The 25,247-nt window shown below is 55.4% G+C and carries 22 protein-coding genes; 18 read left to right on the forward strand and 4 right to left on the reverse strand.

Translation table 11 applies throughout. The features are described 5' to 3' along the window. Positions 1 to 86 precede the first annotated feature (86 nt). Together IUJ45_RS05355 and IUJ45_RS05360 are read right to left on the reverse strand one after the other, a co-directional pair. On the reverse strand, positions 87 to 518 hold the full coding sequence (locus tag IUJ45_RS05355) for a DUF2335 domain-containing protein (RefSeq protein WP_002240088.1): 432 nt from the start codon (positions 516 to 518) through the stop codon (positions 87 to 89). Then, positions 515 to 670, reverse strand: coding sequence for a hypothetical protein (locus IUJ45_RS05360; RefSeq protein ID WP_002246488.1), 156 nt, complete (start codon positions 668 to 670; stop codon positions 515 to 517). Before IUJ45_RS05360 ends, IUJ45_RS05355 begins: the two co-directional genes overlap by 4 nt. Before the next feature lie 130 nt (positions 671 to 800). Between IUJ45_RS05360 and mnmE the strand changes: the two genes are divergently transcribed. From mnmE to IUJ45_RS05400, 8 genes are all read left to right on the forward strand, one after another. Next, positions 801 to 2,147 (forward strand): tRNA uridine-5-carboxymethylaminomethyl(34) synthesis GTPase MnmE, encoded by a 1,347-nt coding sequence (mnmE, locus tag IUJ45_RS05365; protein WP_002246489.1) that lies wholly within the window; start codon positions 801 to 803, stop codon positions 2,145 to 2,147. A gap of 1,901 nt (positions 2,148 to 4,048) precedes the next feature. Next, on the forward strand, positions 4,049 to 6,193 hold the full coding sequence (fetA, locus tag IUJ45_RS05370; RefSeq protein WP_082308645.1) for a TonB-dependent siderophore receptor FetA/FrpB: 2,145 nt from the start codon (positions 4,049 to 4,051) through the stop codon (positions 6,191 to 6,193). A gap of 697 nt (positions 6,194 to 6,890) precedes the next feature. After that, positions 6,891 to 7,856, forward strand: coding sequence for a siderophore ABC transporter substrate-binding protein (locus IUJ45_RS05375; protein WP_002247108.1), 966 nt, complete (start codon positions 6,891 to 6,893; stop codon positions 7,854 to 7,856). Between the two features lie 17 nt (positions 7,857 to 7,873). Further along, on the forward strand, positions 7,874 to 8,092 hold the full coding sequence (locus IUJ45_RS05380) for a hypothetical protein (protein WP_162009317.1): 219 nt from the start codon (positions 7,874 to 7,876) through the stop codon (positions 8,090 to 8,092). A gap of 34 nt (positions 8,093 to 8,126) precedes the next feature. After that, the gene (locus IUJ45_RS05385; protein ID WP_002247124.1) at positions 8,127 to 9,095 is read left to right on the forward strand and encodes an ABC transporter permease; all 969 of its coding nucleotides are present in this window, start codon (positions 8,127 to 8,129) and stop codon (positions 9,093 to 9,095) included. Beyond that, positions 9,085 to 10,059 (forward strand): iron chelate uptake ABC transporter family permease subunit, encoded by a 975-nt coding sequence (locus IUJ45_RS05390; protein WP_002247110.1) that lies wholly within the window; start codon positions 9,085 to 9,087, stop codon positions 10,057 to 10,059. Before IUJ45_RS05385 ends, IUJ45_RS05390 begins: the two co-directional genes overlap by 11 nt. A 44-nt stretch (positions 10,060 to 10,103) precedes the next feature. Then, entirely contained in the window at positions 10,104 to 10,730 is a 627-nt protein-coding gene (locus IUJ45_RS05395; protein ID WP_002247139.1) for an FmdE family protein, read from the forward strand. 83 nt (positions 10,731 to 10,813) lie between these two features. Beyond that, the gene (locus IUJ45_RS05400; protein ID WP_002247122.1) at positions 10,814 to 11,572 is read left to right on the forward strand and encodes an iron ABC transporter ATP-binding protein; all 759 of its coding nucleotides are present in this window, start codon (positions 10,814 to 10,816) and stop codon (positions 11,570 to 11,572) included. A 55-nt stretch (positions 11,573 to 11,627) separates the two neighbouring features. Here the strand turns inward: IUJ45_RS05400 and IUJ45_RS05405 are convergent, their stop codons facing one another. Then, positions 11,628 to 11,966 (reverse strand): P-II family nitrogen regulator, encoded by a 339-nt coding sequence (locus IUJ45_RS05405; protein WP_002214902.1) that lies wholly within the window; start codon positions 11,964 to 11,966, stop codon positions 11,628 to 11,630. A 94-nt stretch (positions 11,967 to 12,060) separates the two neighbouring features. Here IUJ45_RS05405 and IUJ45_RS05410 point away from each other — a divergent pair, with 94 nt between their 5' ends. The 4 genes from IUJ45_RS05410 (at position 12,061) to mgtE (ending at position 18,927) form a co-directional block, all read left to right on the forward strand. Beyond that, complete coding sequence (locus IUJ45_RS05410; protein WP_003710665.1) at positions 12,061 to 12,273, forward strand: hypothetical protein; 213 nt, start codon at positions 12,061 to 12,063, stop codon at positions 12,271 to 12,273. A gap of 156 nt (positions 12,274 to 12,429) precedes the next feature. Beyond that, the gene (gene purL / locus IUJ45_RS05415; RefSeq protein ID WP_002249483.1) at positions 12,430 to 16,392 is read left to right on the forward strand and encodes a phosphoribosylformylglycinamidine synthase; all 3,963 of its coding nucleotides are present in this window, start codon (positions 12,430 to 12,432) and stop codon (positions 16,390 to 16,392) included. 94 nt (positions 16,393 to 16,486) lie between these two features. After that, the gene (gene gloB / locus IUJ45_RS05420; protein WP_002249484.1) at positions 16,487 to 17,239 is read left to right on the forward strand and encodes a hydroxyacylglutathione hydrolase; all 753 of its coding nucleotides are present in this window, start codon (positions 16,487 to 16,489) and stop codon (positions 17,237 to 17,239) included. 233 nt (positions 17,240 to 17,472) lie between these two features. Continuing rightward, a complete protein-coding gene (mgtE, locus tag IUJ45_RS05425; RefSeq protein WP_082308646.1) occupies positions 17,473 to 18,927 on the forward strand; it encodes a magnesium transporter in 1,455 nt (484 codons plus the stop codon). An 85-nt stretch (positions 18,928 to 19,012) separates the two neighbouring features. On the opposite strand, the gene hslO is transcribed toward mgtE, so the two are convergent. Further along, positions 19,013 to 19,921, reverse strand: coding sequence for an Hsp33 family molecular chaperone HslO (hslO, locus tag IUJ45_RS05430; protein WP_002218125.1), 909 nt, complete (start codon positions 19,919 to 19,921; stop codon positions 19,013 to 19,015). Positions 19,922 to 20,165: 244 nt separating this feature from the next. Between hslO and IUJ45_RS05435 the strand changes: the two genes are divergently transcribed. From IUJ45_RS05435 to IUJ45_RS05460, 6 genes are all read left to right on the forward strand, one after another. After that, positions 20,166 to 20,921, forward strand: a complete 756-nt coding sequence (locus IUJ45_RS05435) for a C40 family peptidase (RefSeq protein ID WP_002221675.1) — start codon at positions 20,166 to 20,168, stop codon at positions 20,919 to 20,921. Between the two features lie 18 nt (positions 20,922 to 20,939). Then, complete coding sequence (locus IUJ45_RS05440) at positions 20,940 to 21,158, forward strand: hypothetical protein (RefSeq protein ID WP_002214913.1); 219 nt, start codon at positions 20,940 to 20,942, stop codon at positions 21,156 to 21,158. Between the two features lie 144 nt (positions 21,159 to 21,302). Beyond that, the gene (locus IUJ45_RS05445) at positions 21,303 to 21,647 is read left to right on the forward strand and encodes a CidA/LrgA family protein (RefSeq protein WP_002240822.1); all 345 of its coding nucleotides are present in this window, start codon (positions 21,303 to 21,305) and stop codon (positions 21,645 to 21,647) included. Beyond that, positions 21,647 to 22,339, forward strand: coding sequence for an LrgB family protein (locus IUJ45_RS05450; protein WP_002233187.1), 693 nt, complete (start codon positions 21,647 to 21,649; stop codon positions 22,337 to 22,339). The genes IUJ45_RS05445 and IUJ45_RS05450 overlap by 1 nt, the downstream gene beginning before the upstream one ends. Positions 22,340 to 22,405: 66 nt before the next feature. After that, positions 22,406 to 23,626 carry a bifunctional glutamate N-acetyltransferase/amino-acid acetyltransferase ArgJ gene (gene argJ, locus IUJ45_RS05455; RefSeq protein ID WP_002235259.1) on the forward strand — a complete coding sequence of 407 codons (1,221 nt, stop codon included), beginning with the start codon at positions 22,406 to 22,408 and terminating at the stop codon, positions 23,624 to 23,626. Positions 23,627 to 23,788: 162 nt separating this feature from the next. Further along, a complete protein-coding gene (locus IUJ45_RS05460) occupies positions 23,789 to 25,207 on the forward strand; it encodes a chloride channel protein (protein WP_002249486.1) in 1,419 nt (472 codons plus the stop codon). The last annotated feature ends 40 nt before the right edge of the window (positions 25,208 to 25,247 follow it).

Genomic DNA, 25,247 nt, shown 5'->3' on the forward strand with positions numbered 1-25,247 from the left:
CTTCCGCTTCCAGGCGGCGCGCGGGATGTGCCTATATGTGCGGTTCGGCGTTCGGGCGGATATGAAGCACGCCCTAGGATTTGTCATTAATTTTTGCCTTGGTCTCGGCTTCTTCCAATCACGAAAGCACACGCCAAGGCAAACACTGTGCCACCGGCAAGGGAGGCGGCGGTTGCGGGGTAGCCGCTCCATACGAGGAAGACGGCAAAAAGCAGTATCAGGATGACGCTGATGAAGCCGTACAGTTGCCCGCGCCTGTTGAAGGTTTGGTCTTGCCGTATGGTTTCGTGCCGGACGGCTTGTTCTTTTTCCGCCATTGCCATAATGCGGTCTGCCCCGTTGCTGATAATGTCGTTGTATTGCGCCAAGTCGGACGGCGGCGGCAACGGTCCCGAATGGAAACGCCGGGCTATCATTATTTGCACGTACTCGTCGGACAGGATTTGCTCGACAAGCTCCGGGGATTTGACGACGGTTTCGACAGCCTGCCGCGCCTTGTCCTGTGCGTTTTCGGTCATTTTCGCGCTTTCTCTATGGCGCGTTGAAAATCGCCGCCGATGTTTTTGAGATCGTCGGCGGGATTGGGGCGGATGGCGGTTTTTGCGGGATGGAACAGACCCAGCAGCGAGCTTATACCGAGCAGGAGGGCGTATGTGTTTCGTTTTTCCATATGGTTATATTAGGTCAGGCGGACGGATTTATCAAGCATTTTTGCGGTTTTATACCGTCTGAAAGCCAAACCGTCGGACTTCAGACGGCATTTGCTATAATCGCGGCTGTTTTGAATTTTCGGGGGTTTTATGTCGGATAACGTTCCAACGATTGCGGCAGTCGCTACCGCACCAGGGCGCGGCGGCGTGGGCGTGATACGCATATCGGGGAAAAACCTGCTGCCGATGGCGCAGGCTTTGTGCGGTAAAACGCCCAAGCCGCGCGTGGCAACCTATGCTGATTTTACGGACGAGGACGGTCAGGCAATCGACAGCGGGCTGCTACTGTTTTTTGCCGCACCGGCAAGTTTTACGGGCGAAGATGTCATCGAGCTTCAGGGACACGGCGGGCCGGTGGTGATGGATATGCTGCTGAACCGCTGTTTGGAATTGGGCGCGCGCCTTGCCGAACCGGGCGAGTTTACCAAACGTGCGTTTTTGAACGACAAACTGGACTTGGCACAGGCGGAAGGCGTGGCGGATTTGATTGACGCATCCAGCCGTTCGGCGGCGCGTCTGGCGTTGCGCTCGCTCAAGGGCGATTTTTCGCGGCGGATACACGGTCTGGTCGAAGATTTGATTACCTTGCGGATGCTGGTCGAAGCGACGCTGGATTTTCCCGAGGAAGACATTGATTTTCTCGAAGCGGCAGACGCACGCGGCAAACTGGACGGCTTGCGCCGCGCCGTGGATGATGTGCTTGCCAACGCGCAGCAGGGCGCGATTTTGCGCGAAGGTCTGAATGTCGTATTGGTCGGCGCGCCGAATGTGGGCAAGTCCAGCCTGCTGAACGCGTTGGCGGGCGACGAAGTGGCGATTGTTACCGATATTGCCGGAACGACGCGCGACGCGGTCAGGGAACGTATCCTGATTGACGGCGTGCCGGTGCATATTGTCGATACGGCAGGTTTGCGCGAGACGGACGACGTGGTCGAGCGTATCGGCATCGAACGCAGCCGCAAAGCCGTATCCGAAGCCGATGTCGCGCTGGTGTTGGTCGATCCGCGCGAGGGTTTGAATGAAAAGACACGGGCGATTTTGGACGCGTTGCCGCTGGAGTTGAAACGCATCGAAATCCACAGCAAATCCGATTTGCACGCACACGCGGCAGGCGGGTTCGGTACGGGCGCGGAAACCGTCATCGCACTGTCGGCGAAAACCGGCGACGGCTTGGACGCGCTGAAACGGACGTTGTTGCGCGAGGCCGGTTGGCAGGGCGAAAGCGAAGGGCTGTTTTTGGCGCGGACGCGGCACGTCAACGCACTCAAAGCAGCGCAGGAAGAATTGTCGCTGGCGGCATTGTGCGGCAACCATCAAATCGAGCTGTTTGCCGAACACTTGCGGCTGGCGCAGGTCGCGTGCGGCGAAATCACGGGCGAGTTTACGGCGGACGACCTGCTCGGCGTGATTTTTTCGAGATTCTGCATCGGAAAATAAACGGATCGAAAGCATCGTGGCGGTGTCCGGCTGAACATTCCGTTATCCCATAAAAACGGGAATCCGATCCGTTTGGTTTTATAGTGGATTAACAAAAATCAGGACAAGGCGACGAAGCCGCAGACAGTACAAATAGTACGGAACCGATTCACTTGGTGCTTCAGCACCTTAGAGAATCGTTCTCTTTGAGCTAAGGCGAGGCAACGCCGTACTGGTTTTTGTTAATCCACTATAGTTTTTTTGAATTTCGGGCAACGCTTGAATCTTCATTCCGCGCAGGCGGAAATTATCGGTGCGGTACGGCAACTTTTTTCGATATGAAAAGACCGTCATTCCTGTAAAAACAAAAAATCAAAAACAGAAAATTGAAATTCGTCATTCCCGCGCAGGCGGGAATCCAGGACGTAAAATCTATAGTGGATTAACAAAAACCAGTACAGCGTTGCCTTGACTTAGCTCGAAGAGAACGATTCTCTAAGGTGCTGAAGCACCGAGTGAGTCGGTTCCGTACTATCCGTACTGTCTGCGGCTTCGTCGCCTTGTCCTGATTTTTGTTAATCCACTATAAAGAAACCGTTTTTCTCGATAAGTTTCCGTGCCGACAGACCTGGATTCCCACTTTCGTGGGAATGACGGTGGAAAAGTTGCCGTGATTTCGGATAAATTTTCGTAACGCATAATTTCCGTTTTACCCGATAAATGCCCGCAATCTCAAATCCCGTCATTCCCCAAAAACAAAAAATCAAAAACAGAAATATCGTCATTCCCGCGCAGGCGGGAATCTAGACCTTAGAACAACAGCAATATTCAAAGATTATCTGAAAGTCCGGGATTCTAGATTCCCACTTTCGTGGGAATGACGAATTTTAGGTTTCTGTTTTTGGTTTTCTGTCCTTGCGGGAATGATGAAATTTTAAGTTTTAGGAATTTATCGGAAAAAACAGAAACCGCTCCGCCGTCATTCCCGCGCAGGCGGGAATCTAGGTCTGTCGGTGCGGAAACTTATCGGATAAAACGGTTTCTTCAGATTTTACGTTCTGGATTCCCACTTTCGTGGGAATGACGAATTTTAGGTTTCTGTTTTTGGTTTTCTGTTTTTGAGGGAATGATGAAATTTTAAGTTTTAGGAATTTATCGGAAAAAACAGAAACCGCTCCGCCGTCATTCCCGCGCAGGCGGGAATCTGGAATTTCAATGCCTCAAGAATTTATCGGAAAAAACCAAAACCCTTCCGCCGTCATTCCCACGAAAGTGGGAATCTAGTTTTTTTGAGTTCCAGTTGTTTCTGATAAATTCTTGCAGCTTTGAGTTCCTAGATTCCCGCTTTCGCGGGAATGACGCGGAAAGGTTGCTTTTCATCATTCCCGCGCAGGCTTCGTCATTCCCGCGCAGGCGGGAATCCAGTCTGTTCGGTTTCGGTTTTTTCCGATAGATTCCTGCCGCGTTAGGGGTTCTAGATTCCCGCTTTCGCGGGAATGACGCGGAAAAGTTGCTTTTCGTCATTCCCGCGCAGGCTTCGTCATTCCCGCGCAGGCTTCGTCATTCCCGCGCAGGCTTCGTCATTCCCGCGCAGGCGGGAATCTAGGTTCGTTCGGTTTCAGTCATTTCCGATAGATTCCTGCCGCGTTAGGGGTTCTAGATTCCCGCTTTCGCGGGAATGACGTGGAAAAGTTGCTTTTCGTCATTCCCGCATTTGTTAATCCACTATATTTCCGCCGTTTTTTACATTTCCGACAAAACCTGTCAACAAAAAACAACACTTCGCAAATAAAAACGATAATCAGCTTTACACAAATCCCCTCTCTCGTTAATATAAACAAAAATAATTATTATTTTTCTTATCCTGCCAAACCTTAACGGTTTGGATTTACTTCCCTTCATACACTCAAAAGGACGAACAAATGAACGCCCCGTTTTTCCGCCTCAGCCTGCTCTCGCTTACCCTGGCGGCAGGTTTTGCCCATGCGGCAGAAAATAATGCCAATGTCGCATTGGATACCGTTACCGTAAAAGGCGACCGCCAAGGCAGCAAAATCCGTACCAACATCGTTACGCTTCAACAAAAAGACGAAAGCACCGCAACCGATATGCGCGAACTCTTAAAAGAAGAGCCCTCCATCGATTTCGGCGGCGGCAACGGCACGTCCCAATTCCTGACGCTGCGCGGCATGGGTCAGAACTCTGTCGACATCAAGGTGGACAACGCCTATTCCGACAGCCAAATCCTTTACCACCAAGGCAGATTTATTGTCGATCCCGCTTTGGTTAAAGTCGTTTCCGTACAAAAAGGCGCGGGTTCCGCCTCTGCCGGTATCGGCGCGACCAACGGCGCGATTATCGCCAAAACCGTCGATGCCCAAGACCTGCTCAAAGGCTTGGATAAAAACTGGGGCGTGCGCCTCAACAGCGGCTTTGCCAGCAACGAAGGCGTAAGCTACGGCGCAAGCGTATTCGGAAAAGAGGGCAACTTCGACGGCTTATTCTCTTACAGCCGCAACGATGAAAAAGATTACGAAGCAGGTAAAGGCTTCCGTAATAATTTCAACGGCGGCAAAACCGTACCGTACAGCGCACTGGACAAACGCAGCTACCTCGCCAAAATCGGAACAAGCTTCGGCGACGGCGACCACCGCATCGTATTGAGCCATATGAAAGACCAGCACCGGGGCATCCGTACCGTCCGTGAAGAATTTACCGTCGGCGGCGATAAAGAGCGAATAAGTATGGAACGCCAAGCCCCATCCTACCGCGAAACCACCCAATCCAACACCAATTTGGCGTACACCGGCAAAGATTTGGGCTTTGTCGAAAAACTGGATGCCAACGCCTATGTGTTGGAAAAGAAACGCTATTCCGCCGATGACAGCGGCAGCGGTTACGCAGGCAATGTAAAAGGCCCTAACCATACCCAAATCACCACTCGTGGTGCGAACTTCAACTTCGACAGCCGCCTTGCCGAACAAACCCTGTTGAAATACGGTATCAACTACCGCCATCAGGAAATCAAACCGCAAGCGTTTTTGAATTCACAATTTAAAATTGAAGATAAAGAAAAAGCAACTGATGAAGAGAAAAATAAGAACCGTGAAAATGAAAAAATTGCCAAAGCCTACCGTCTGACCAACCCGACCAAAACCGATGCCGGAGCGTATATCGAAGCCATTCACGAGATTGACGGCTTTACCCTGACCGGCGGGCTGCGTTACGACCGCTTCAAGGTGAAAACCCACGACGGCAAAACCGTTTCAAGCAGCAGCCTTAACCCGAGTTTCGGCGTGATTTGGCAGCCGCACGAACACTGGAGCTTCAGCGCGAGCCACAACTACGCCAGCCGCAGCCCGCGCCTGTATGACGCGCTGCAAACCCACGGTAAACGCGGCATCATCTCGATTGCCGACGGCACAAAAGCCGAACGCGCGCGCAATACCGAAATCGGCTTCAACTACAACGACGGCACGTTTGCCGCAAACGGCAGCTACTTCTGGCAGACCATCAAAGACGCGCTTGCCAATCCGCAAAACCGCCACGACTCTGTCGCCGTCCGTGAAGCCGTCAATGCCGGTTACATCAAAAACCACGGTTACGAATTGGGCGCGTCCTACCGCACCGGCGGCCTGACTGCCAAAGTCGGCGTAAGCCACAGCAAACCGCGCTTTTACGATACGCACAAAGACAAGCTGTTGAGCGCGAATCCTGAATTTGGCGCACAAGTCGGCCGCACTTGGACGGCCTCCCTTGCCTACCGCTTCAAAAACCCGAATCTGGAAATCGGCTGGCGCGGCCGTTATGTTCAAAAAGCCGTGGGTTCGATATTGGTGGCAGGTCAAAAAGACCGCAGCGGCAAATTGGAAAACGTTGTACGCCAAGGTTTCGGTGTGAACGATGTCTTCGCCAACTGGAAACCGCTGGGCAAAGACACGCTCAATGTTAATCTTTCGGTTAACAACGTGTTCAACACGTTCTACTATCCGCACAGCCAACGCTGGACCAATACCCTGCCGGGTGTGGGCCGCGATGTGCGCCTGGGCGTGAACTACAAGTTCTAAAACGCACATCCCGAAAAAATGCCGTCTGAAAGCCTTTCAGGCGGCATCTGTCCTGATAATTTGATATATAGTGGATTAACAAAAACCAGTACGGCGTTGCCTCGCCTTAGCTCAAAGAGAACGATTCTCTAAGGTGCTGAAGCACCAAGTGAATCGGTTCCGTACTATTTGTACTGTCTGCGGCTTCGTCGCCTTGTCCTGATTTTTGTTAATCCACTATAAAGACCGTCGGGCATCTGCAGCCGTCATTCCCGCGCAGGCGGGAATCTAGACCTTAGAACAACAGCAATATTCAAAGATTATCTGAAAGTCCGAGATTCTAGATTCCCGCTTTCGCGGGAATGACGAAAGGTTGCGGGAATGACGAAAAGTGGTGGGAATGACGAAAAGTGATGGGAATGACGGTTCGGGCATTCCTTAAATTACCCGTGTATCGCTGTAAATCTTAGAGATGGCGGAATATAGCGGATTAACAAAAACCAGTACGGCGTTGCCTCGCCTTAGCTCAAAGAGAACGATTCTCTAAGGTGCTGAAGCACCAAGTGAATCGGTTCCGTACTATTTGTACTGTCTGCGGCTTCGTCGCCTTGTCCTGATTTTTGTTAATCCACTATAGATTATCATTTATCCTTTCTAAAGCCGTTCCGGTTTGTCCGACCGGCGGCTTTGCCCCAATATCCCCATTTTGGAGACACCTATGTTACGTTTGACTGCTTTAGCCGTATGCACCGCCCTCGCTTTGGGCGCGTGTTCGCCGCAAAATTCCGACTCTGCCCCACAAGCCAAAGAACAGGCGGTTTCCGCCGCACAATCCGAAGGCGTGTCCGTTACCGTCAAAACGGCGCGCGGCGATGTTCAAATACCGCAAAACCCCGAACGTATCGCCGTTTACGATTTGGGTATGCTCGACACCTTGAGCAAACTGGGCGTGAAAACCGGTTTGTCCGTCGATAAAAACCGCCTGCCGTATTTAGAGGAATATTTCAAAACGACAAAACCTGCCGGAACTTTGTTCGAGCCGGATTACGAAACGCTCAACGCTTACAAACCGCAGCTCATCATCATCGGCAGCCGCGCAGCCAAAGCGTTTGACAAATTGAACGAAATCGCGCCGACCATCGAAATGACCGCCGATACCGCCAACCTCAAAGAAAGTGCCAAAGAGCGTATCGACGCGCTGGCGCAAATCTTCGGCAAAAAGGCGGAAGCCGACAAGCTGAAGGCGGAAATCGACGCGTCTTTTGAAGCCGCGAAAACTGCCGCGCAAGGCAAAGGCAAGGGTTTGGTGATTTTGGTCAACGGCGGCAAGATGTCCGCCTTCGGCCCGTCTTCACGACTGGGCGGCTGGCTGCACAAAGACATCGGCGTTCCCGCTGTTGACGAAGCCATCAAAGAAGGCAGCCACGGTCAGCCTATCAGCTTTGAATACCTGAAAGAGAAAAATCCCGACTGGCTGTTTGTCCTTGACCGCAGCGCGGCCATCGGCGAAGAGGGTCAGGCGGCGAAAGACGTGTTGAACAATCCGCTGGTTGCCGAAACAACCGCTTGGAAAAAAGGACAAGTCGTTTACCTTGTTCCTGAAACTTATTTGGCAGCCGGTGGCGCGCAAGAGCTACTGAATGCAAGCAAACAGGTTGCCGACGCTTTTAACGCGGCAAAATAATGAAACGGCGGCATTCGATGCCGTCTGAAACACGGATGCAAACCGCTTCCCGTGTTTCAGACGGCATTGCCCGATACGGGCGTTATAGTGGATTAACAAAAACCAGTACGGCGTTGCCTCGCCTTGCCGTACTGGTTTTTGTTAATCCACTATATTGGAACTTGCCCTATCCTCTGCCCGATACGGAGGCTTCAAACAAGGCTTTCCGCTCCGACGGTTCGGACTGCCTTGTTTGAATCTTCTACGCCTTAACGCTTTTCCCTTCTGTTTATGACTGCCAAACCTTTTTCCCTCAACCTGACTAACCTCCTGCTGCTGGCGGTGTTGTTTGCCGTCAGCCTGTCGGTGGGCGTTGCCGATTTCCGCTGGTCGGATGTGTTTTCGCTGTCGGACAGCCAGCAGGTTATGTTCATCAGCCGCCTGCCGCGCACGTTTGCGATTGTGTTGACGGGCGCGTCGATGGCGGTGGCGGGGATGATTATGCAGATTCTGATGCGTAACCGTTTTGTCGAGCCTTCTATGGCGGGCGCGGGTCAGAGTGCGGCTTTGGGTTTGCTTCTGATGTCCCTGCTGCTGCCTGCCGCGCCGCTGCCGGTCAAAATGTCGGTTGCCGCCGTTGCCGCGTTAATCGGGATGTTGGTGTTTATGATGCTTATCCGCCGCCTGCCGCCGACGGCGCAACTGATGGTGCCTTTGGTCGGGATTATTTTCGGCGGCGTGGTTGAGGCGGTGGCCACCTTTATTGCGTATGAAAACGAAATGCTGCAAATGCTGGGCGTGTGGCAACAGGGCGATTTTTCCGGCGTGTTGCTCGGACGGTATGAACTGTTGTGGGCAACGGGGATTTTGGCTTTGTTTGCCTATTTGATTGCCGACCAGCTGACGATTTTGGGTTTGGGCGAAACGGTAAGCGTGAACTTGGGGCTGAACCGGACGGCGATTCTGTGGTCGGGGCTGATTATTGTGGCTTTGATTACGTCGCTGGTTATCGTTACGGTCGGCAATATTCCGTTTATCGGGCTGGTCGTGCCGAACATCATCAGCCGCCTGATAGGCGACAGGCTGCGCCAAAGCCTGCCTGCGGTGGCTTTGCTGGGTGCGTCTTTGGTTTTATTGTGCGACATTATCGGACGAGTGATTGTGTTTCCGTTTGAAATTCCGGTATCGACCGTCTTCGGCGTATTGGGTACGGCGTTGTTTTTATGGCTTTTGTTAAGGAAACCTGCTCATGCCGTCTGAAAAAAATATCGGTTTTATGGCAGGAAGCAGCCGTCCGTTGTGGGTTGCCTTTGCGCTGTTGCTGGTTTCCTGCATCCTGTTTATGACGCTCAACGTCAAAGGCGATTGGGATTTTGTTTTGCACCTGCGCCTGACCAAGCTTGCCGCGCTGCTGATGGTCGCCTATGCGGTCGGCGTTTCGACCCAGCTTTTTCAAACGCTGACCAACAATCCGATTCTGACCCCTTCGATTTTGGGTTTCGATTCGCTGTATGTGTTTTTGCAGACCTTGCTGGTGTTTACGTTCGGCGGCGTGGGCTATGCTTCCCTGCCGTTGACGGGCAAATTCGGCTTTGAACTGGTCGTTATGATGGGCGGCTCGCTGCTGCTGTTTTACACGCTCATCAAACAGGGCGGGCGCGATTTGCCGCGTATGATTTTAATCGGCGTGATTTTCGGGATTTTGTTCCGCAGCCTGTCGTCGCTGCTTTCGCGCATGATCGACCCCGAAGAATTTACGGCGGCGCAGGCGAATATGTTTGCCGGATTCAATACCGTCCACAGCGAGCTTTTAGGCATAGGCGCGCTGATTCTGCTCGTCAGCGCGGCGGTCGTTTGGCGCGAACGCTACCGCTTGGACGTACACCTTTTGGGGCGCGACCAAGCCATAAATTTGGGCATCAGCTACACGCGCAACACCTTATGGATACTGCTTTGGATTGCCGCGCTGGTGGCGACGGCGACCGCCGTTGTCGGCCCGGTAAGCTTTTTCGGGCTTCTCGCCGCCTCGCTTGCCAACCACTTTTCCCCGTCGGTCAAACATTCCGTCCGCCTGCCGATGACGGTTTGTGTCGGCGGCATCCTCTTGGTCGGCGGACAGACCGTATTCGAACACTTCTTGGGCATGAAGGCGGTATTAAGCGTGGTGGTCGAATTTGCGGGCGGACTCGTTTTCCTCTATCTCGTTTTAAGACACAAAAAATGACGGATGCCGTCTGAACGGCAGCCCGCTCCGAAAGGACAAACCATATGACGCAAGAACGTTTCCCATCATTCTTCAACCAAGCCCCGACCATCACCGTCAGAGACCCGCTTGCCGCATTCCTCGGCGCGGCCGAAAACGGCATCCTCACTTACCGCTACGCCGATGCCGTGCGCCTGTGCGGACATTCCTGCCCGACCGTCGCGGGCGCGTACCTGATGGTTATCAAAGGTCTGAAAGCCCTTTACGGCGAAGAGCTGCCCGAACGCGGCGGCATCGAAGCCGCCATGCAGGGAGTGCGCGACGAAGGCACGGTCGGCGTAACCGCGTCCGTCGTCCAACTCCTCACCGGCGCAGCCCCGGAAACCGGCTTCGGAGGCATCGGAATGCAGGGACGCTTCGCCCGCCGCAACCTCTTATCCTTTGGTGCAGGCGAAATCAACGGCACACTGACCCTGCGCCGCAAAGACAACGGCAAAACCGTTGCCGTCAGCCTCAACGCCGCCCTGCAACCCTTTGCACCCGAAACGCGCGAACTTATGCCCAAAGCCGTCGGCGGCAGCGCAAGCGCAGAAGAACTCGAACGCTTCGGACAACTCTGGCAGGCACGCGTTAAAGCATTTTTGACCGAATCGGCGGACGACCCGCAGTTCGTCATCGTCCGCGAAGTGTGAACGTTCAGACGGCATTCCGAATTTCAAATGCCGTCCGAACCCCCGCCAAACAACAACAAACCTACGCCCGACAAGCATCCGCCATGATTACCATCCGCAACGTCAGCTACCGCATCGGCACGCACCCCATCCTCGACAACATCAGCCTCGACATCCCCGAAGGCGGCATTACCGCGCTAATCGGCCCGAACGGCGCAGGCAAATCCACCCTGTTTTCCTTTATGGCGCGGCTGCGCCCGCTTGAAAGCGGCAGCATCGCCTACCGCGGCAAAAACCTTGCCGGCACCCCCACCGCCGAACTCGCCCGCACGCTCTCCATCCTCACCCAAGAAAACAGCATCATGAGCCGCATCACCGTGCGCGACCTGCTGATGTTCGGCCGTTACCCCTACCATCAAGGCAGACCGACTGCCGAATGCCGCCGTATCGTTAACGGTGCAATCGAAGAATTCCACCTGCAAGACCTCTCCGACCGCTATCTGACCGAGCTCTCCGGCGGCCAACGCCAACGCGCCATGATTGCGATGGTGTTCTGCCAAAGCACCGACTACGTCCTTTTGGACGAACCGCTGAACAACCTCGATATGTATCACGCCCGCTCGCTCATGCAGATTCTGCAAAAGCTCACGCGCGAACACAAACGCACCACCGTCGCCGTATTGCACGACATCAACCAGGCCGCCGCCTACGCCGACCACGTCGTCGCCATGAAAAACGGCAAAGCCGTCCTGACCGGCACGCCCGAAGAAGTGTTCACCGTACACAACATCAAAGAACTGTTCGACATGGACGTGGACGTACTCGACTACGAAGGCAAAAAACTCATCGTCCACCACATCTGAACCCGAAAAAAATGCCGTCTGAAAGGCTTTCAGACGGCATTTCCATTCCAAACGCTCAAACCGCCGCGTCCGCACGTTCGCCCGTGCGGATACGGATTGCCTCCTCGACCGGCAGCACAAAAATCTTGCCGTCGCCGATTTTTCCCGAACGCGCCACCTCGACAATCACGTCAATCGCGCGTTCCACAGCATCATCCGCCAACACAAGCTCGATTTTGACCTTGGGCAGGAAATCGACGGCGTATTCCGCACCGCGATAGATTTCCGTATGCCCCTTCTGCCTGCCGAACCCTTTGACCTCGCTGACGGTCATCCCCGTAATGCCGATTTCCGTCAACGCCTCGCGCACGTCGTCGAGTTTGAACGGTTTGACAATCGCCTCGATTTTTTTCATCACATTCTCCATTAATTAACGTAAACACACGACAAATATAGCAGAAACCGCCGGCAAACGATAAACGGTACTGTTCGCCCGGCGATGCGGCGATTTGCCGGAAACCGTCATTCCCGCGCAGGCGGGAATCCCGATCTCTGCATTTCAGCAATATTTAAAGGTTTCTGTAAATCCAAACTTCCATATTCCTAACCGTGCGGAAACGACGGCATTTGATCTAAAAACATACGGAAGCAGTTGCCCGCCCCTCTACTTCCTGCAATTATCCGCATACCCGGCTTTGGGTAAAAATCAGAAAAACAGATAAAACCCTTATTCCTTAATATCTTCAGACGGCACCTGTATTTTCCCCAACTGTATGCCGTCTGAAGATTGTCAACATTTTAAGCCAAAATATCCAAGCAATACAAACCTGTCCGGCGTATAATCCCTCTTTTTCCCAACCGCATTTGTGAGCCGAATTATGTCTGTCGTTTTGCCCTTGCGCGGCGTTACCGCCCTTTCCGATTTCCGTGTTGAAAAACTCTTGCAAAAAGCCGCCGCACTCGGTCTGCCCGAAGTCAAATTAAGCAGCGAATTTTGGTATTTCGTCGGCAGCGAGAAAGCACTTGATGCCGCGACTGTCGAAAAACTGCAAGCCTTGTTGGCGGCGCAAAGCGTTGAACAAACGCCCAAAGCGCGCGAGGGCTTGCATTTATTTTTGGTCACGCCCCGTTTGGGTACGATTTCGCCTTGGGCTTCCAAGGCAACCAATATCGCGGAAAACTGCGGTTTGGCAGGCATCGAGCGCATCGAGCGCGGCATGGCGGTGTGGCTGGAAGGTGCGCTTACCGATGAACAGAAACAGCAATGGGCGGCTTTGCTGCACGACCGCATGACTGAATCCGTGCTGCCCGATTTTCAGACGGCATCCAAATTATTCCACCATCTCGAATCCGAAACTTTCTCCGGCGTCGATGTTTTGGGCGGCGGTAAAGAGGCTTTGGTCAAAGCCAATACCGAAATGGGTTTGGCACTCTCCGCCGACGAAATCGATTATCTGGTTGAAAACTATCAGGCTTTGCAGCGCAATCCGTCCGATGTTGAATTGATGATGTTCGCGCAGGCAAACAGCGAACACTGCCGCCACAAAATCTTCAACGCCGATTTCATCCTCAACGGCGAAAAACAACCGAAATCCCTGTTCGGCATGATACGCGACACGCACAACGCGCATCCCGAAGGTACGGTCGTCGCTTATAAAGACAATTCGTCCGTAATCGAAGGCGCGAAAATCGAGCGTTTCTATCCGGATGCGGCGGAAAACCAAGGCTACCGTTTCCACGAGGAAGACACGCATATCATCATGAAAGTGGAAACGCACAACCACCCGACCGCCATCGCGCCGTTTGCGGGCGCGGCGACGGGCGCGGGCGGCGAAATCCGCGACGAAGGTGCGACGGGCAAAGGTTCGCGTCCGAAAGCGGGCTTGACCGGCTTTACCGTGTCCAACCTCAACATCCCCGGCCTCAAACAGCCGTGGGAACAAGATTACGGCAAGCCGGAACATATTTCCTCGCCGCTGGACATTATGATTGAAGGCCCCATCGGCGGCGCGGCGTTCAACAACGAATTCGGCCGCCCCAACCTCTTGGGCTACTTCCGCACCTTTGAAGAAAAATTTGACGGTCAGGTTCGCGGCTACCACAAACCGATTATGATTGCCGGCGGTCTGGGCAGCATTCAGGCGCAGCAGACGCATAAAGACGAAATCCCCGAAGGCGCATTGCTGATTCAACTGGGCGGCCCGGGCATGCTTATCGGCTTGGGCGGCGGCGCGGCTTCTTCGATGGATACCGGCACGAACGACGCGTCTTTAGACTTCAATTCCGTACAACGCGGCAACCCCGAAATCGAACGCCGCGCGCAGGAAGTCATCGACCGCTGCTGGCAGCTCGGCGGCAAAAACCCGATTATCTCCATCCACGACGTGGGCGCGGGCGGTTTGTCCAACGCCTTCCCCGAACTCGTCAACGATGCCGGACGCGGCGCGGTATTCAAGCTGCGCGAAGTGCCGTTGGAAGAACACGGTTTAACGCCTTTGCAAATCTGGTGTAACGAATCGCAAGAGCGTTATGTGTTGTCGATTTTGGAAAAAGATTTGGACACCTTCCGCGCCATCTGCGAACGCGAACGCTGCCCGTTTGCCGTGGTCGGCACGGCGACCGACGACGGCCATTTGAAAGTGCGCGACGATTTGTTCGCCAACAACCCCGTCGATTTGCCGCTGAACGTCTTGCTCGGCAAACCGCCCAAAACCACGCGTACCGACAAAACGGTTACGCCGTCCAAAAAACCGTTTCACGCCGACGATATCGACATCACCGAAGCCGCCTACCGCGTTTTGCGCCTGCCTGCCGTAGCCGCCAAAAACTTCCTGATTACCATCGGCGACCGCAGCGTCGGCGGCATGACCCACCGCGACCAAATGGTCGGCAAATACCAAACCCCCGTAGCCGACTGCGCCGTTACCATGATGGGCTTCAATACCTATCGCGGCGAAGCAATGTCTATGGGCGAAAAACCGACCGTTGCCCTGTTTGACGCGCCCGCCTCGGGCAGAATGTGCGTCGGCGAAGCCATCACCAACATCGCGGCGGTCAACATCGGCGACATCGGCAATATCAAACTCTCCGCCAACTGGATGGCGGCGTGCGGCAACGAAGGCGAAGACGAAAAACTCTACCGCACCGTCGAAGCGGTTTCCAAAGCCTGTCAGGCATTGGATTTGAGCATTCCCGTGGGCAAAGACAGCCTGTCGATGAAAACCGTATGGCAGGATGGCGAAGAGAAAAAATCCGTCGTTTCGCCGTTAAGCCTGATTATCTCCGCGTTCGCGCCGGTTCAAGACGTACGCAAAACCGTTACGCCCGAATTGAAAAACGTCGAGGACAGCGTATTGCTGTTTGTCGATTTGGGCTTCGGCAAAGCGCGTATGGGCGGCTCTGCATTCGGTCAGGTATACAACAACATGAGCGGCGACGCGCCCGATTTGGACGACACAGGCCGTCTGAAAGCGTTTTACAACGTGATTCAACAGCTTGTCGCCGAAGACAAACTCTTGGCATACCACGACCGCAGCGACGGCGGCTTGTTTGCCGTTTTGGTAGAAATGGCGTTTGCAGGGCGGTGCGGCTTGGATATAGATTTAAATTTATTGCTTGCACAAACATTTATTACCAACCATACCGCTCTGTCTCAATCATTGCGGACTGAAGAGGTAAAAGCGTTGGCTGAATGGCAAGAAACCATTGCCCGCACATTATTTAATGAAGAGTTGGGTGCTGTTATCCAAGTTAGAAAACAAGATGTTGCCGATATTATCAATTTATTCTATCAACAACAGCTGCATCATAATGTCTTTGAAATCGGTACGTTAACTGATGAGAACACGTTAATCATCCGCGACGGGCAAACGCACCTTATTTCTGACAACCTAATCAAACTGCAACAAACCTGGCAAGAAACCAGCCATCAAATCCAACGCCTGCGCGACAACCCTGCCTGCGCCGACAGCGAGTTTGCCCTGATTGGCGACAACGGACGCAGCGCATTGTTTGCCAACCTGAAATTCGACGTGAACGAAGACATCGCCGCGCCGTTTATCAACAGCGGCGCGAAACCCAAAATCGCCATCCTGCGCGAACAGGGCGTAAACGGGCAAATCGAAATGGCCGCCGCCTTCACCCGTGCCGGTTTCGATGCCTACGACGTGCATATGTCCGACCTGATGGCAGGCCGCGTCCACCTTGCCGACTTCAAAATGCTGGCGGCGTGCGGCGGCTTCAGCTACGGCGACGTACTCGGCGCGGGCGAAGGCTGGGCGAAATCCATCCTGTTCCACCCCGCCTTACGCGACCAGTTCGCCGCCTTCTTCACCGACCCGAACACGCTGACATTGGGCGTGTGCAACGGCTGCCAGATGGTCAGCAACCTCGCCGAAATCATCCCCGGCACGGCAGGCTGGCCGAAGTTCAAGCGCAACCTGAGCGAACAGTTCGAAGCGCGCCTGAGCATGGTTCACGTCCCCAAATCAGCCTCCCTGATTCTGAACGAAATGCAAGGCTCCAGCCTGCCCGTCGTCGTCAGCCACGGCGAAGGCCGCGCCGACTTCGCGCTTCACGGCGGCAACATTTCTGCCGATTTGGGCATTGCGTTGCAATATGTGGACGGACAAAACCAAATTACCCAAACCTACCCGCTCAACCCCAACGGCTCGCCGCAAGGCATCGCCGGCGTGACCAACGCCGACGGCCGCGTTACCATCATGATGCCGCATCCTGAACGTGTATACCGCGCCGCACAAATGAGCTGGAAACCGGAAGACTGGACGGAATTGTCCGGCTGGTACCGCCTCTTCGCCGGCGCACGTAAAGCCTTGGGCTAACCGCCCTACTCAAACCAATGCCGCCTGAAGAATATTTCAGACGGCGTTCCGGCATACCATCCTTTAAACGGTATCCGTCCACCTAGGAACACTCATGAAAATCACACCCGTCAAAGCCTTGACCGACAACTACATCTGGATGATACAGGAAGGCAACCATGCCGTCTGCGTCGACCCCTCCGACCCCACACCCGTATTGGAATTCCTCGTCCGCAACCGACTCATGCTTGCCCAAACATGGGTAACTCACCCCCACCCCGACCACGAAGGCGGTGCGGCGGCACTCTGGCGCGGCTACATGGAATCGCCCGTTTACGGCGAATCCGACATCGAAGCGGCAACCCACACCGTAACCGCCGGCACCCAATTTACCTTCGGCGAAGGGTTAATCACCGTTTGGGCAACACCCGGCCACACAGACCGCCACACCAGCTACCTTCTCGAAACTTCAGACGGCATACACGTCTTTTGCGGCGACACCCTGTTTTCCGCCGGCTGCGGACGCGTGTTTACCGGCACAATCGAACAGCTTTACGACAGCTTCCAACGCTTCAACCGCCTGCCTGAAAACACCCTGTTCTACCCGGCACACGAATACACCGCCGCCAACCTGCGTTTCGCCGCCCATATCGAGCCGGACAACGCCGACATTCAGACGGCATTGAAAGCGGCAGAACGCACGCCCACCCTGCCCGTTACCCTCGCCCACGAACGCCGCGTCAACCCGTTCTTACGGACAGAAATCCCCGCCGTCCGCCAACGTGCCGAAGCCCTGGTCGGCAAAACGCTGAACAGCGGTTTGGAAGTATTCGCCGCCCTGCGCGAACTGAAAAACGCCTACTGCTGACCTGCCCTCCGAAAAATGCCGTCTGAAACCCGCGTTTCAGACGGCATTTGCGTTAAAAATAGTAAACCGTTTCAAAAGGGAGTAGAATAGTGCCGTTTCCAACCCTGCGCCTGTACCGTCAGGCTTTTATTATGGACCTTCCCAGTTCGTTTTTACTGAACACCCCTTCCGATTCCAAACGACAATAACCATCCCGCCGGAATGCCTCCCCGCGCACGGCGGGCGGAGCATTTATGAGCATCGAACCAACCCCTCCGAACCTTGAAAACGACGGTATCGAAAACGATGTAGAACGCGTTTCCGCCGATTTCGACCGTGTCCACTCCCTCTGCGAAATCCTCGAACCTGCTTTTGAACAAATCGAAAACGGTACACCGCTCGAAGACGCGCCGCTGCGCGACAAGCTGACCGAGCTGACCGTCCTCTTGAGCGAGCTGCACCCTGCCGACGTGGCGGCGGTGTTGGAATCGCTGCCGCCGCGCGAACGCAATATCATCTGGATTTTAGTGAAACCCGAAGACGACGGCGAAGTATTGCTGGAAGTATCCGACGCGGTGCGCGAAACGCTGATCGAGTCGATGGACAAAGACGAATTGTTGGCGGCGGTCGATGATTTGGACGCGGACGAATTGGCGGAGCTGGCAGACGATTTGCCGCACCAAGTGGTTTATGAAGCCTTACAGACGCGCGATGAGGAAGAACGCGCCCAAGTCAAGGCGGCAATGTCCTACGAAGACAACCAAGTCGGTGCGATTATGGACTTCGAGTTGGTCAGCATCCGCGCCGATGTCGCCTGCGAAGTGGTGCTGCGTTACCTGCGCCGCTTCGACAGCCTGCCCGACCATACCGACAAGATTTTTGTGGTCGATGAAAACGATGTGTTGCAGGGCGTGCTGCCCATCCGCAAACTTTTGGTCGCCGATCCCGAAGATTTGGTGGAAAACGTGATGGCGAAAGATGTCGTGCGTTTCCGCGCCGAAGACGACGTGGAAGAAACGGCGCAGGCATTCGAACGCTATGACTTGGTTACCGCGCCCGTCGTCGATGAAAACAAAAAGCTCATCGGCAGGGTGACCGTTGACGAAATGGTGGACGTGATCCGCGAAGAATCCGAAGCGGATATGTTGAATATGGCGGGTTTGCAAGAAGAGGAAGACTTATTCGCCCCCGTCTTGGATTCCGTCAAAAACCGCTGGATGTGGCTCGCCGTCAACCTCTGCACCGCCTTCCTCGCCAGCCGTGTTATCGGCGCGTTTGAAGGCAGCATCGAAAAAATCGTCGCACTCGCCGCGCTGATGCCCATCGTCGCCGGCATAGGCGGTAACTCGGGCAACCAGACGATTACCATGATTGTCCGCGCGATGGCGATGGGGCAGCTGACGGATATGCAGGCGGGGCGTTTGCTGAAAAAAGAAGTCGGTGTCGCCTTGGTCAACGGCATCATTTGGGGAACGGTCATGGGCGCAGTATCTTGGCTGCTTTACGGCAGCCTCGGCATCGGGCTGGTTATGATTGCCGCGATGACGCTCAACCTCCTGCTGGCGGCAACCGTCGGCGTATTAATTCCCGTGGTAATGGAAAAGTTCGGACGCGATCCCGCACTGGGCAGCTCGGTGCTGATTACCGCCGTTACCGACTCCGGCGGCTTCCTGATTTTCTTGGGGCTCGCCACCCTATTCCTGCTTTAAATGCCGTCTGAACCCGCGCAAAAATGCCGTCTGAAGCGGAAGCTGCTTCAGACGGCATTTGACTATTTATCCTTGTTGCACAAGATTATTGGACGGTATGCCGGGGCAGCCCTTTGGCAACGCCGACCACATCCTCCCCGAACAGCGCGTTGACATCGGTTTCGTCAAACACATATTTGCTGTGGCAGAAATCGCAATCGACTTCGATGCTGCCTTGTTCCACCACCACGCCGCCGACTTCTTCCCCGCCCAGCATCAACAGCATATCGCTGACTTTGCCGCGCGAACAGGTGCATGAAAATTCAAACGTTTCCGGCTCGAACACGCGCGGCGGCGTTTCGTGGAACAGGCGGTATAAAACGTGTTGCGCGTCCAGTCCTGCCAGCTCCTCCGCCGTCAGCGTGCGCGCCAGCGTACTGACGTGTTCCCATGCCTCTTCATCCAATACCTCTTCAGGCAGACGCTGCACCAGCAGACCGCCCGCCGCTTCGTCGCTTGCAGACAGGACGATGTGCGTATCAAGCTGTTCGGAACGTTTCATATAGTTCACCAACATTTGCGCGATACCGTCGCCTTCCAAAGGCACTACACCCTGCCAGGGTTCGCCGTCTTTAGGCTGCAGCGTCAGCACGAATACGCCGCCCTCGCCCAAAAGATCGCCGAGGCTTTCGTCATCGGCTATTTCTGCGGTTTCGTCCCACCGCGCGGTCGCACGGACGGTACGGTCGGAAGTCGCTTCCGCAACCAGCATTTTCAGCCGCCCCTGCCCCTGAACCTGCACAATCAGCGTGCCTTCGTTTTTGAGGTTGCCCGACAGCAGAACACCGGCAGCCAACAGCTCGCCCAAGGCGCGGCGGATGGCGGCGGGATAGTTTTTCTGTTTTACAATGTGCTGCCACACGTTTTCCAGACGGACGTGCAGCCCGCGCACGGGCATATCGTCGAAGATAAAGCGGGTACGCACATCGGCGCGGTTGATGGCGGTTTGATTCATGATTTTCTCTGACTGATTGTTCGGATGGCGGCTATATGGTTGCGGTCGGCGCGAAAACAAGACGGACGGCGGATGCACTTCCCAAATTATCAATAAATTATATAAAAATCAACATATTAACTCAATCTAACAAGCCGTTTTTTGCCAAACAGCCGTTTTTTTATATACAATCAACAAGATATTTTCGACTGATACAGCATAACATCGCACGGCGGCACGATGCCTCCTGCGCGGAAACACCGATATGGATTCTTTTTTCAAACCGGCAGTTTGGGCGGTTTTGTGGCTGATGTTTGCCGTCCGCCCCGCCCTTGCCGACGAGTTGACCAACCTGCTCAGCAGCCGCGAGCAGATTCTCAGACAGTTTGCCGAAGACGAACAGCCCGTTTTACCCATCAACCGAGCCCCCGCCCGGCGGGCGGGCAATGCCGACGAACTCATCGGCAGCGCGATGGGGCTTAACGAACAGCCCGTTTTACCCGTCAACCGAGTCCCCGCCCGGCGGGCGGGCAATGCCGACGAACTCATCGGCAACGCGATGGGGCTTAACGAACAGCCCGTTTTACCCGTCAACCGAGCCCCCGCCCGGCGGGCGGGCAATGCCGACGAACTCATCGGCAACGCGATGGGACTTTTGGGTATTGCCTACCGCTACGGCGGCACATCGATTTCTACCGGTTTTGACTGCAGCGGCTTCATGCAGCACATCTTCAAACGCGCCATGGGCATCAACCTGCCGCGCACGTCGGCAGAACAGGCGCGGATGGGTACGCCGGTTGCCCGAAGCGAATTGCAGCCCGGGGATATGGTGTTTTTCCGCACGCTCGGCGGCAGCCGCATTTCCCATGTCGGACTTTATATCGGCAACAACCGCTTCATCCACGCGCCGCGCACGGGGAAAAATATCGAAATCACCAGCCTGAGCCACAAATATTGGAGCGGCAAATACGCGTTCGCCCGCCGGGTCAAGAAAAACGACCCGTCCCGCTTTCTGAACTGATTTCCCAAGGAATACGCAATGAGTATGCCCGAAATGCCCAAATGGTACGACGATGACGGACAGATCGTGTCCTGTACCGAAAAGGTCAAAGTGATGTCCGAAAATATGGCCGAGCTGTATCAGACGGCACAAGACGCGTTTGAAGACGCGCTGCTGATGGGTTGCGGCGAACGTCAGTTGCGCGATTACCTGCTCGCGCTGATTGAAGGTTTGGAAAATCCCTACCGCAAAGTCTGAACACGCCCCGGTTGCTGCGGCACGGTTTATCCGTGCCGTTTTTGCGTTTGTGCGCGGCTTCGGCTTTTCAGACGGCATATTTGACGTTATGATTAAACAGTTAACAAGATTTATCACAACGCCGTCAAAAGACAGACACACAACATGAACATCATCCGCGCGCTCCTCATCATCCTCGGCTGCCTCGCCACCGGCGAAACCGCCGTTTTCCTAGCAGGCATCAAACTGCCCGGCAGCATCGTCGGCATGGGCGTACTGTTTGCGCTTTTGCAGGCGGGTTGGGTCAAAACGTCTTGGCTGCAACAGCTTACCGACGCGCTGATGGCGAATCTGACGTTGTTTCTCGTGCCGCCCTGCGTGGCGGTCATCAGCTATTTGGATTTGATTGCCGACGATTGGTTTTCGATACTGGTTTCCGCCTCCGCCAGCACTTTGTGCGTACTGCTGGTTACAGGCAAGGTTCACCGCTGGATACGGAGCATTATCTGATGAACGAAATCCTCAGGCAGCCGAGCATCCTGCTTTTCCTCACGCTTGCCGTGTACGCGCTTGCGATTATCGTGCGCACGCGCACGGGTAATATCTTCTGCAACCCCGTACTCGTCAGCACTATCGTGCTGATTGCCTACCTGAAAATCCTCGGTATCGATTATGCGGTGTACCACAACGCCGCGCAGTTTATCGATTTCTGGCTCAAGCCCGCCGTCGTCGTGCTTGCCGTGCCGCTCTACCAAAACCGCCGTAAAATCTTCAACCAATGGCTGCCCGTCATCGTTTCGCAGCTTGCGGGCAGCGTTACGGGCATTGTTACGGGGATGTATTTTGCCAAATGGCTGGGCGCGGAACGCGAAGTCGTCCTCTCGCTCGCGTCCAAATCTGTTACCAATCCTATCGCCATCGAAATCACCCGCTCCATCGGCGGCATTCCCGCCATTACCGCCGCCACCGTCATCATTGCCGGCCTGGTCGGACAGATTGCCGGTTACAAAATGTTGAAAAACACGGTCGTTATGCCCTCATCTGTCGGAATGTCGCTCGGCACGGCTTCGCACGCGATGGGCATTGCCGCCTCGCTCGAACGCAGCCGCCGCATGGCGGCATACGCGGGGCTGGGGCTGACGTTCAACGGCGTACTGACCGCGCTGATTGCGCCGCTGCTTATCCCCGTTTTGGGATTTTGAACCCGTTTCAGACGGCATTTCAGCCCATGCTGTCTGAACGCCGACACACTCGCAAGGAGAACCGTTATGGCTGTCAACCTGACCGAAAAAACCGCCGAACAACTGCCCGACATCGACGGCATTGCCCTCTACACCGCCCAAGCAGGCGTGAAGAAGCCCGGGCATACCGACCTGACACTGATTGCCGTAGCCGCCGGCAGCACCGTCGGTGCAGTCTTCACGACCAACCGTTTCTGTGCCGCGCCCGTCCACATCGCCAAATCGCACCTTTTCGACGAAGACGGCGTGCGCGCCCTCGTCATCAACACGGGCAACGCCAACGCGGGTACGGGCGCACAGGGCAGAATCGATGCTTTGGCAGTGTGTGCCGCCGCCGCCCGGCAAATCGGCTGCAAACCGAACCAGGTGCTGCCCTTCTCCACCGGCGTGATTCTCGAACCGCTGCCCGCAGACAAAATCATCGCCGCCCTGCCCAAAATGCAGCCTGCCTTCTGGAACGAAGCGGCACGCGCCATCATGACCACCGACACCGTGCCCAAAGCCGCCTCGCGCGAAGGCAAGGTCGGCGACAAACACACCGTCCGCGCCACGGGCATCGCCAAAGGCTCGGGCATGATTCATCCCAATATGGCGACCATGCTCGGTTTCATCGCCACCGATGCCAAAGTTTCCCAACCCGTCCTCCAACTGATGACGCAGGAAATCGCCGACGAAACCTTCAACACCATCACCGTTGACGGCGACACCAGCACCAACGACAGCTTCGTCATCATCGCCACCGGCAAAAACAGCCAAAGCGAAATCGACAACATCGCCGACCCGCGTTACGCCCAACTCAAAGAATTGTTGTGCAGCCTCGCGCTCGAACTCGCCCAAGCCATCGTCCGCGACGGCGAAGGTGCGACCAAGTTCATCACCGTCCGCGTCGAAAACGCCAAAACCCGCGACGAAGCCCGCCAAGCCGCCTACGCCGTGGCACGTTCGCCGCTGGTCAAAACCGCCTTTTTCGCCTCCGACCCCAACCTCGGCAGGCTGCTCGCCGCCATCGGTTATGCCGGCGTTGCCGACCTCGATACCGACCTCGTGGAAATGTATCTCGACGATATTTTGGTTGCCGAACACGGCGGACGCGCCGCAAGCTACACCGAAGCACAAGGGCAGGCGGTAATGTCGAAGGCCGAAATCACCGTCCGCATCAAGCTGCATCGCGGACAAGCCGCCGCCACCGTCTATACCTGCGACCTGTCGCACGGATACGTTTCCATCAACGCCGACTACCGTTCCTGACCCGACACGGCTTCAGACGGCATACATATAGTGGATTAACAAAAATCAGGACAAGGCGACGAAGCCGCAGACAGTACAAATAGTACGGCAAGACGAGGCAACGCTGTACTGGTTTTTGTTAATCCACTATAAAATGCCGTCTGAACCGCCGGACAACATACCATGACCTCCACATTCCCCCGCCGCCTCGCCCGCAAAATCCGCCAAACCCGCCGCCTGTCGCGCAAAAGCATCGCCTTTCTGTTCCTTTTGGCAGGTTCGGCACTCGTCGCCCTGACCGCGCTGTTTTTTGCCCATCTTGCCGATTTTGCGCTGGAACTGAACGCCAAACTGGTTCAACAATACCCGTGGTTCGCGTGGGTCGCGCTTCCTTTGGGTTTACCGCTTATTGCGTGGCTCACACGCAAATTCGCCCCCTTCACCGCCGGCAGCGGCATCCCGCAGGTCATCGCCTCACTGTCGCTGCCCTACGGCGCACAGAAAACGCGGCTGATCCGCCTCGGGCAGACGCTGCTGAAGATTCCGCTAACCTTTTTGGGTATGCTGTTCGGCGCGTCCATCGGACGCGAAGGTCCGTCCGTGCAGGTCGGCGCGGCAGTGATGGGCGCGTGGGGCGCGTGGGGCGCGTGGTGCAAGAAACACGGCTTGGCATTCAAAGGGATGCAGGAAAACGATTTGATGGCGGCGGGCGCGGCGGGCGGTTTGGCAGCCGCGTTCAACGCGCCGCTGGCGGGCGTGATTTTCGCCATTGAGGAACTCGGGCGCGGCATCATGTTGCGCTGGGAGAGGCAAATTCTTTTGGGCGTGCTCGCCTCCGGTTTCATACAGGTCGCCATTCAGGGCAACAACCCGTATTTTTCCGGCTTCAACGGCGGCGTATTGGAACATATCTTTCTGTGGGTCGCACTGTCCGGCCTGGTTTGCGGCGCGGCGGGCGGGCTGTTCGGACGTTTGCTCTATCGCGGTGCGGCGGCGTTTGCACCGCGCAAGATACGCGGCTTCATCCGCAACCGTCCGCTGCTGCTGGCGGCACTGATGGGGCTGCTGCTCGCCCTGCTCGGCACGTTCTACCAAGGCAAAACCTACGGCACCGGCTACCACGAAGCCGCCCAAGCCCTGCACGGCATCTACGAAGCCCCCTTCGGACTCGCCGCCGCCAAATGGCTCGCCACCGTATTCAGCTATTGGGCAGGCGTTCCGGGCGGCATTTTCACTCCCTCGCTGACCATAGGCGCGGTTTTGGGCGAGCATATCGCCGCCATCGCCGACATATCGCAGGGTGCAAACATCATCGTCCTCATCTGCATGGCGGCATTTCTGGCGGGCGCGACACAATCCCCGATTACTTCCGCCGTCGTCGTCATGGAAATGACGGGCGGACAAAGCCTGCTGTTTTGGATGCTGATTGCCTGCATTTTCGCCTCGCAGGTTTCGCGCCAGTTTTCGCCGCGTCCGTTCTACCACGCATCGGGAATGCGCTTCCGCCAGCGCGTGCTTCAAGAAACCGCCGCCCAAACCGGCAATGCGCCCGCAAGACCGCAAACAGCAAACAGCAAAACGGGAATGCCGTCTGAAAATTAAAACGCCCCCGATCAAACGCCGGCAGCCGCCTTGATTTGAA

This window comes from Neisseria meningitidis (assembly GCF_022869645.1).
In the GTDB taxonomy this organism is placed as follows: domain Bacteria; phylum Pseudomonadota; class Gammaproteobacteria; order Burkholderiales; family Neisseriaceae; genus Neisseria; species Neisseria meningitidis.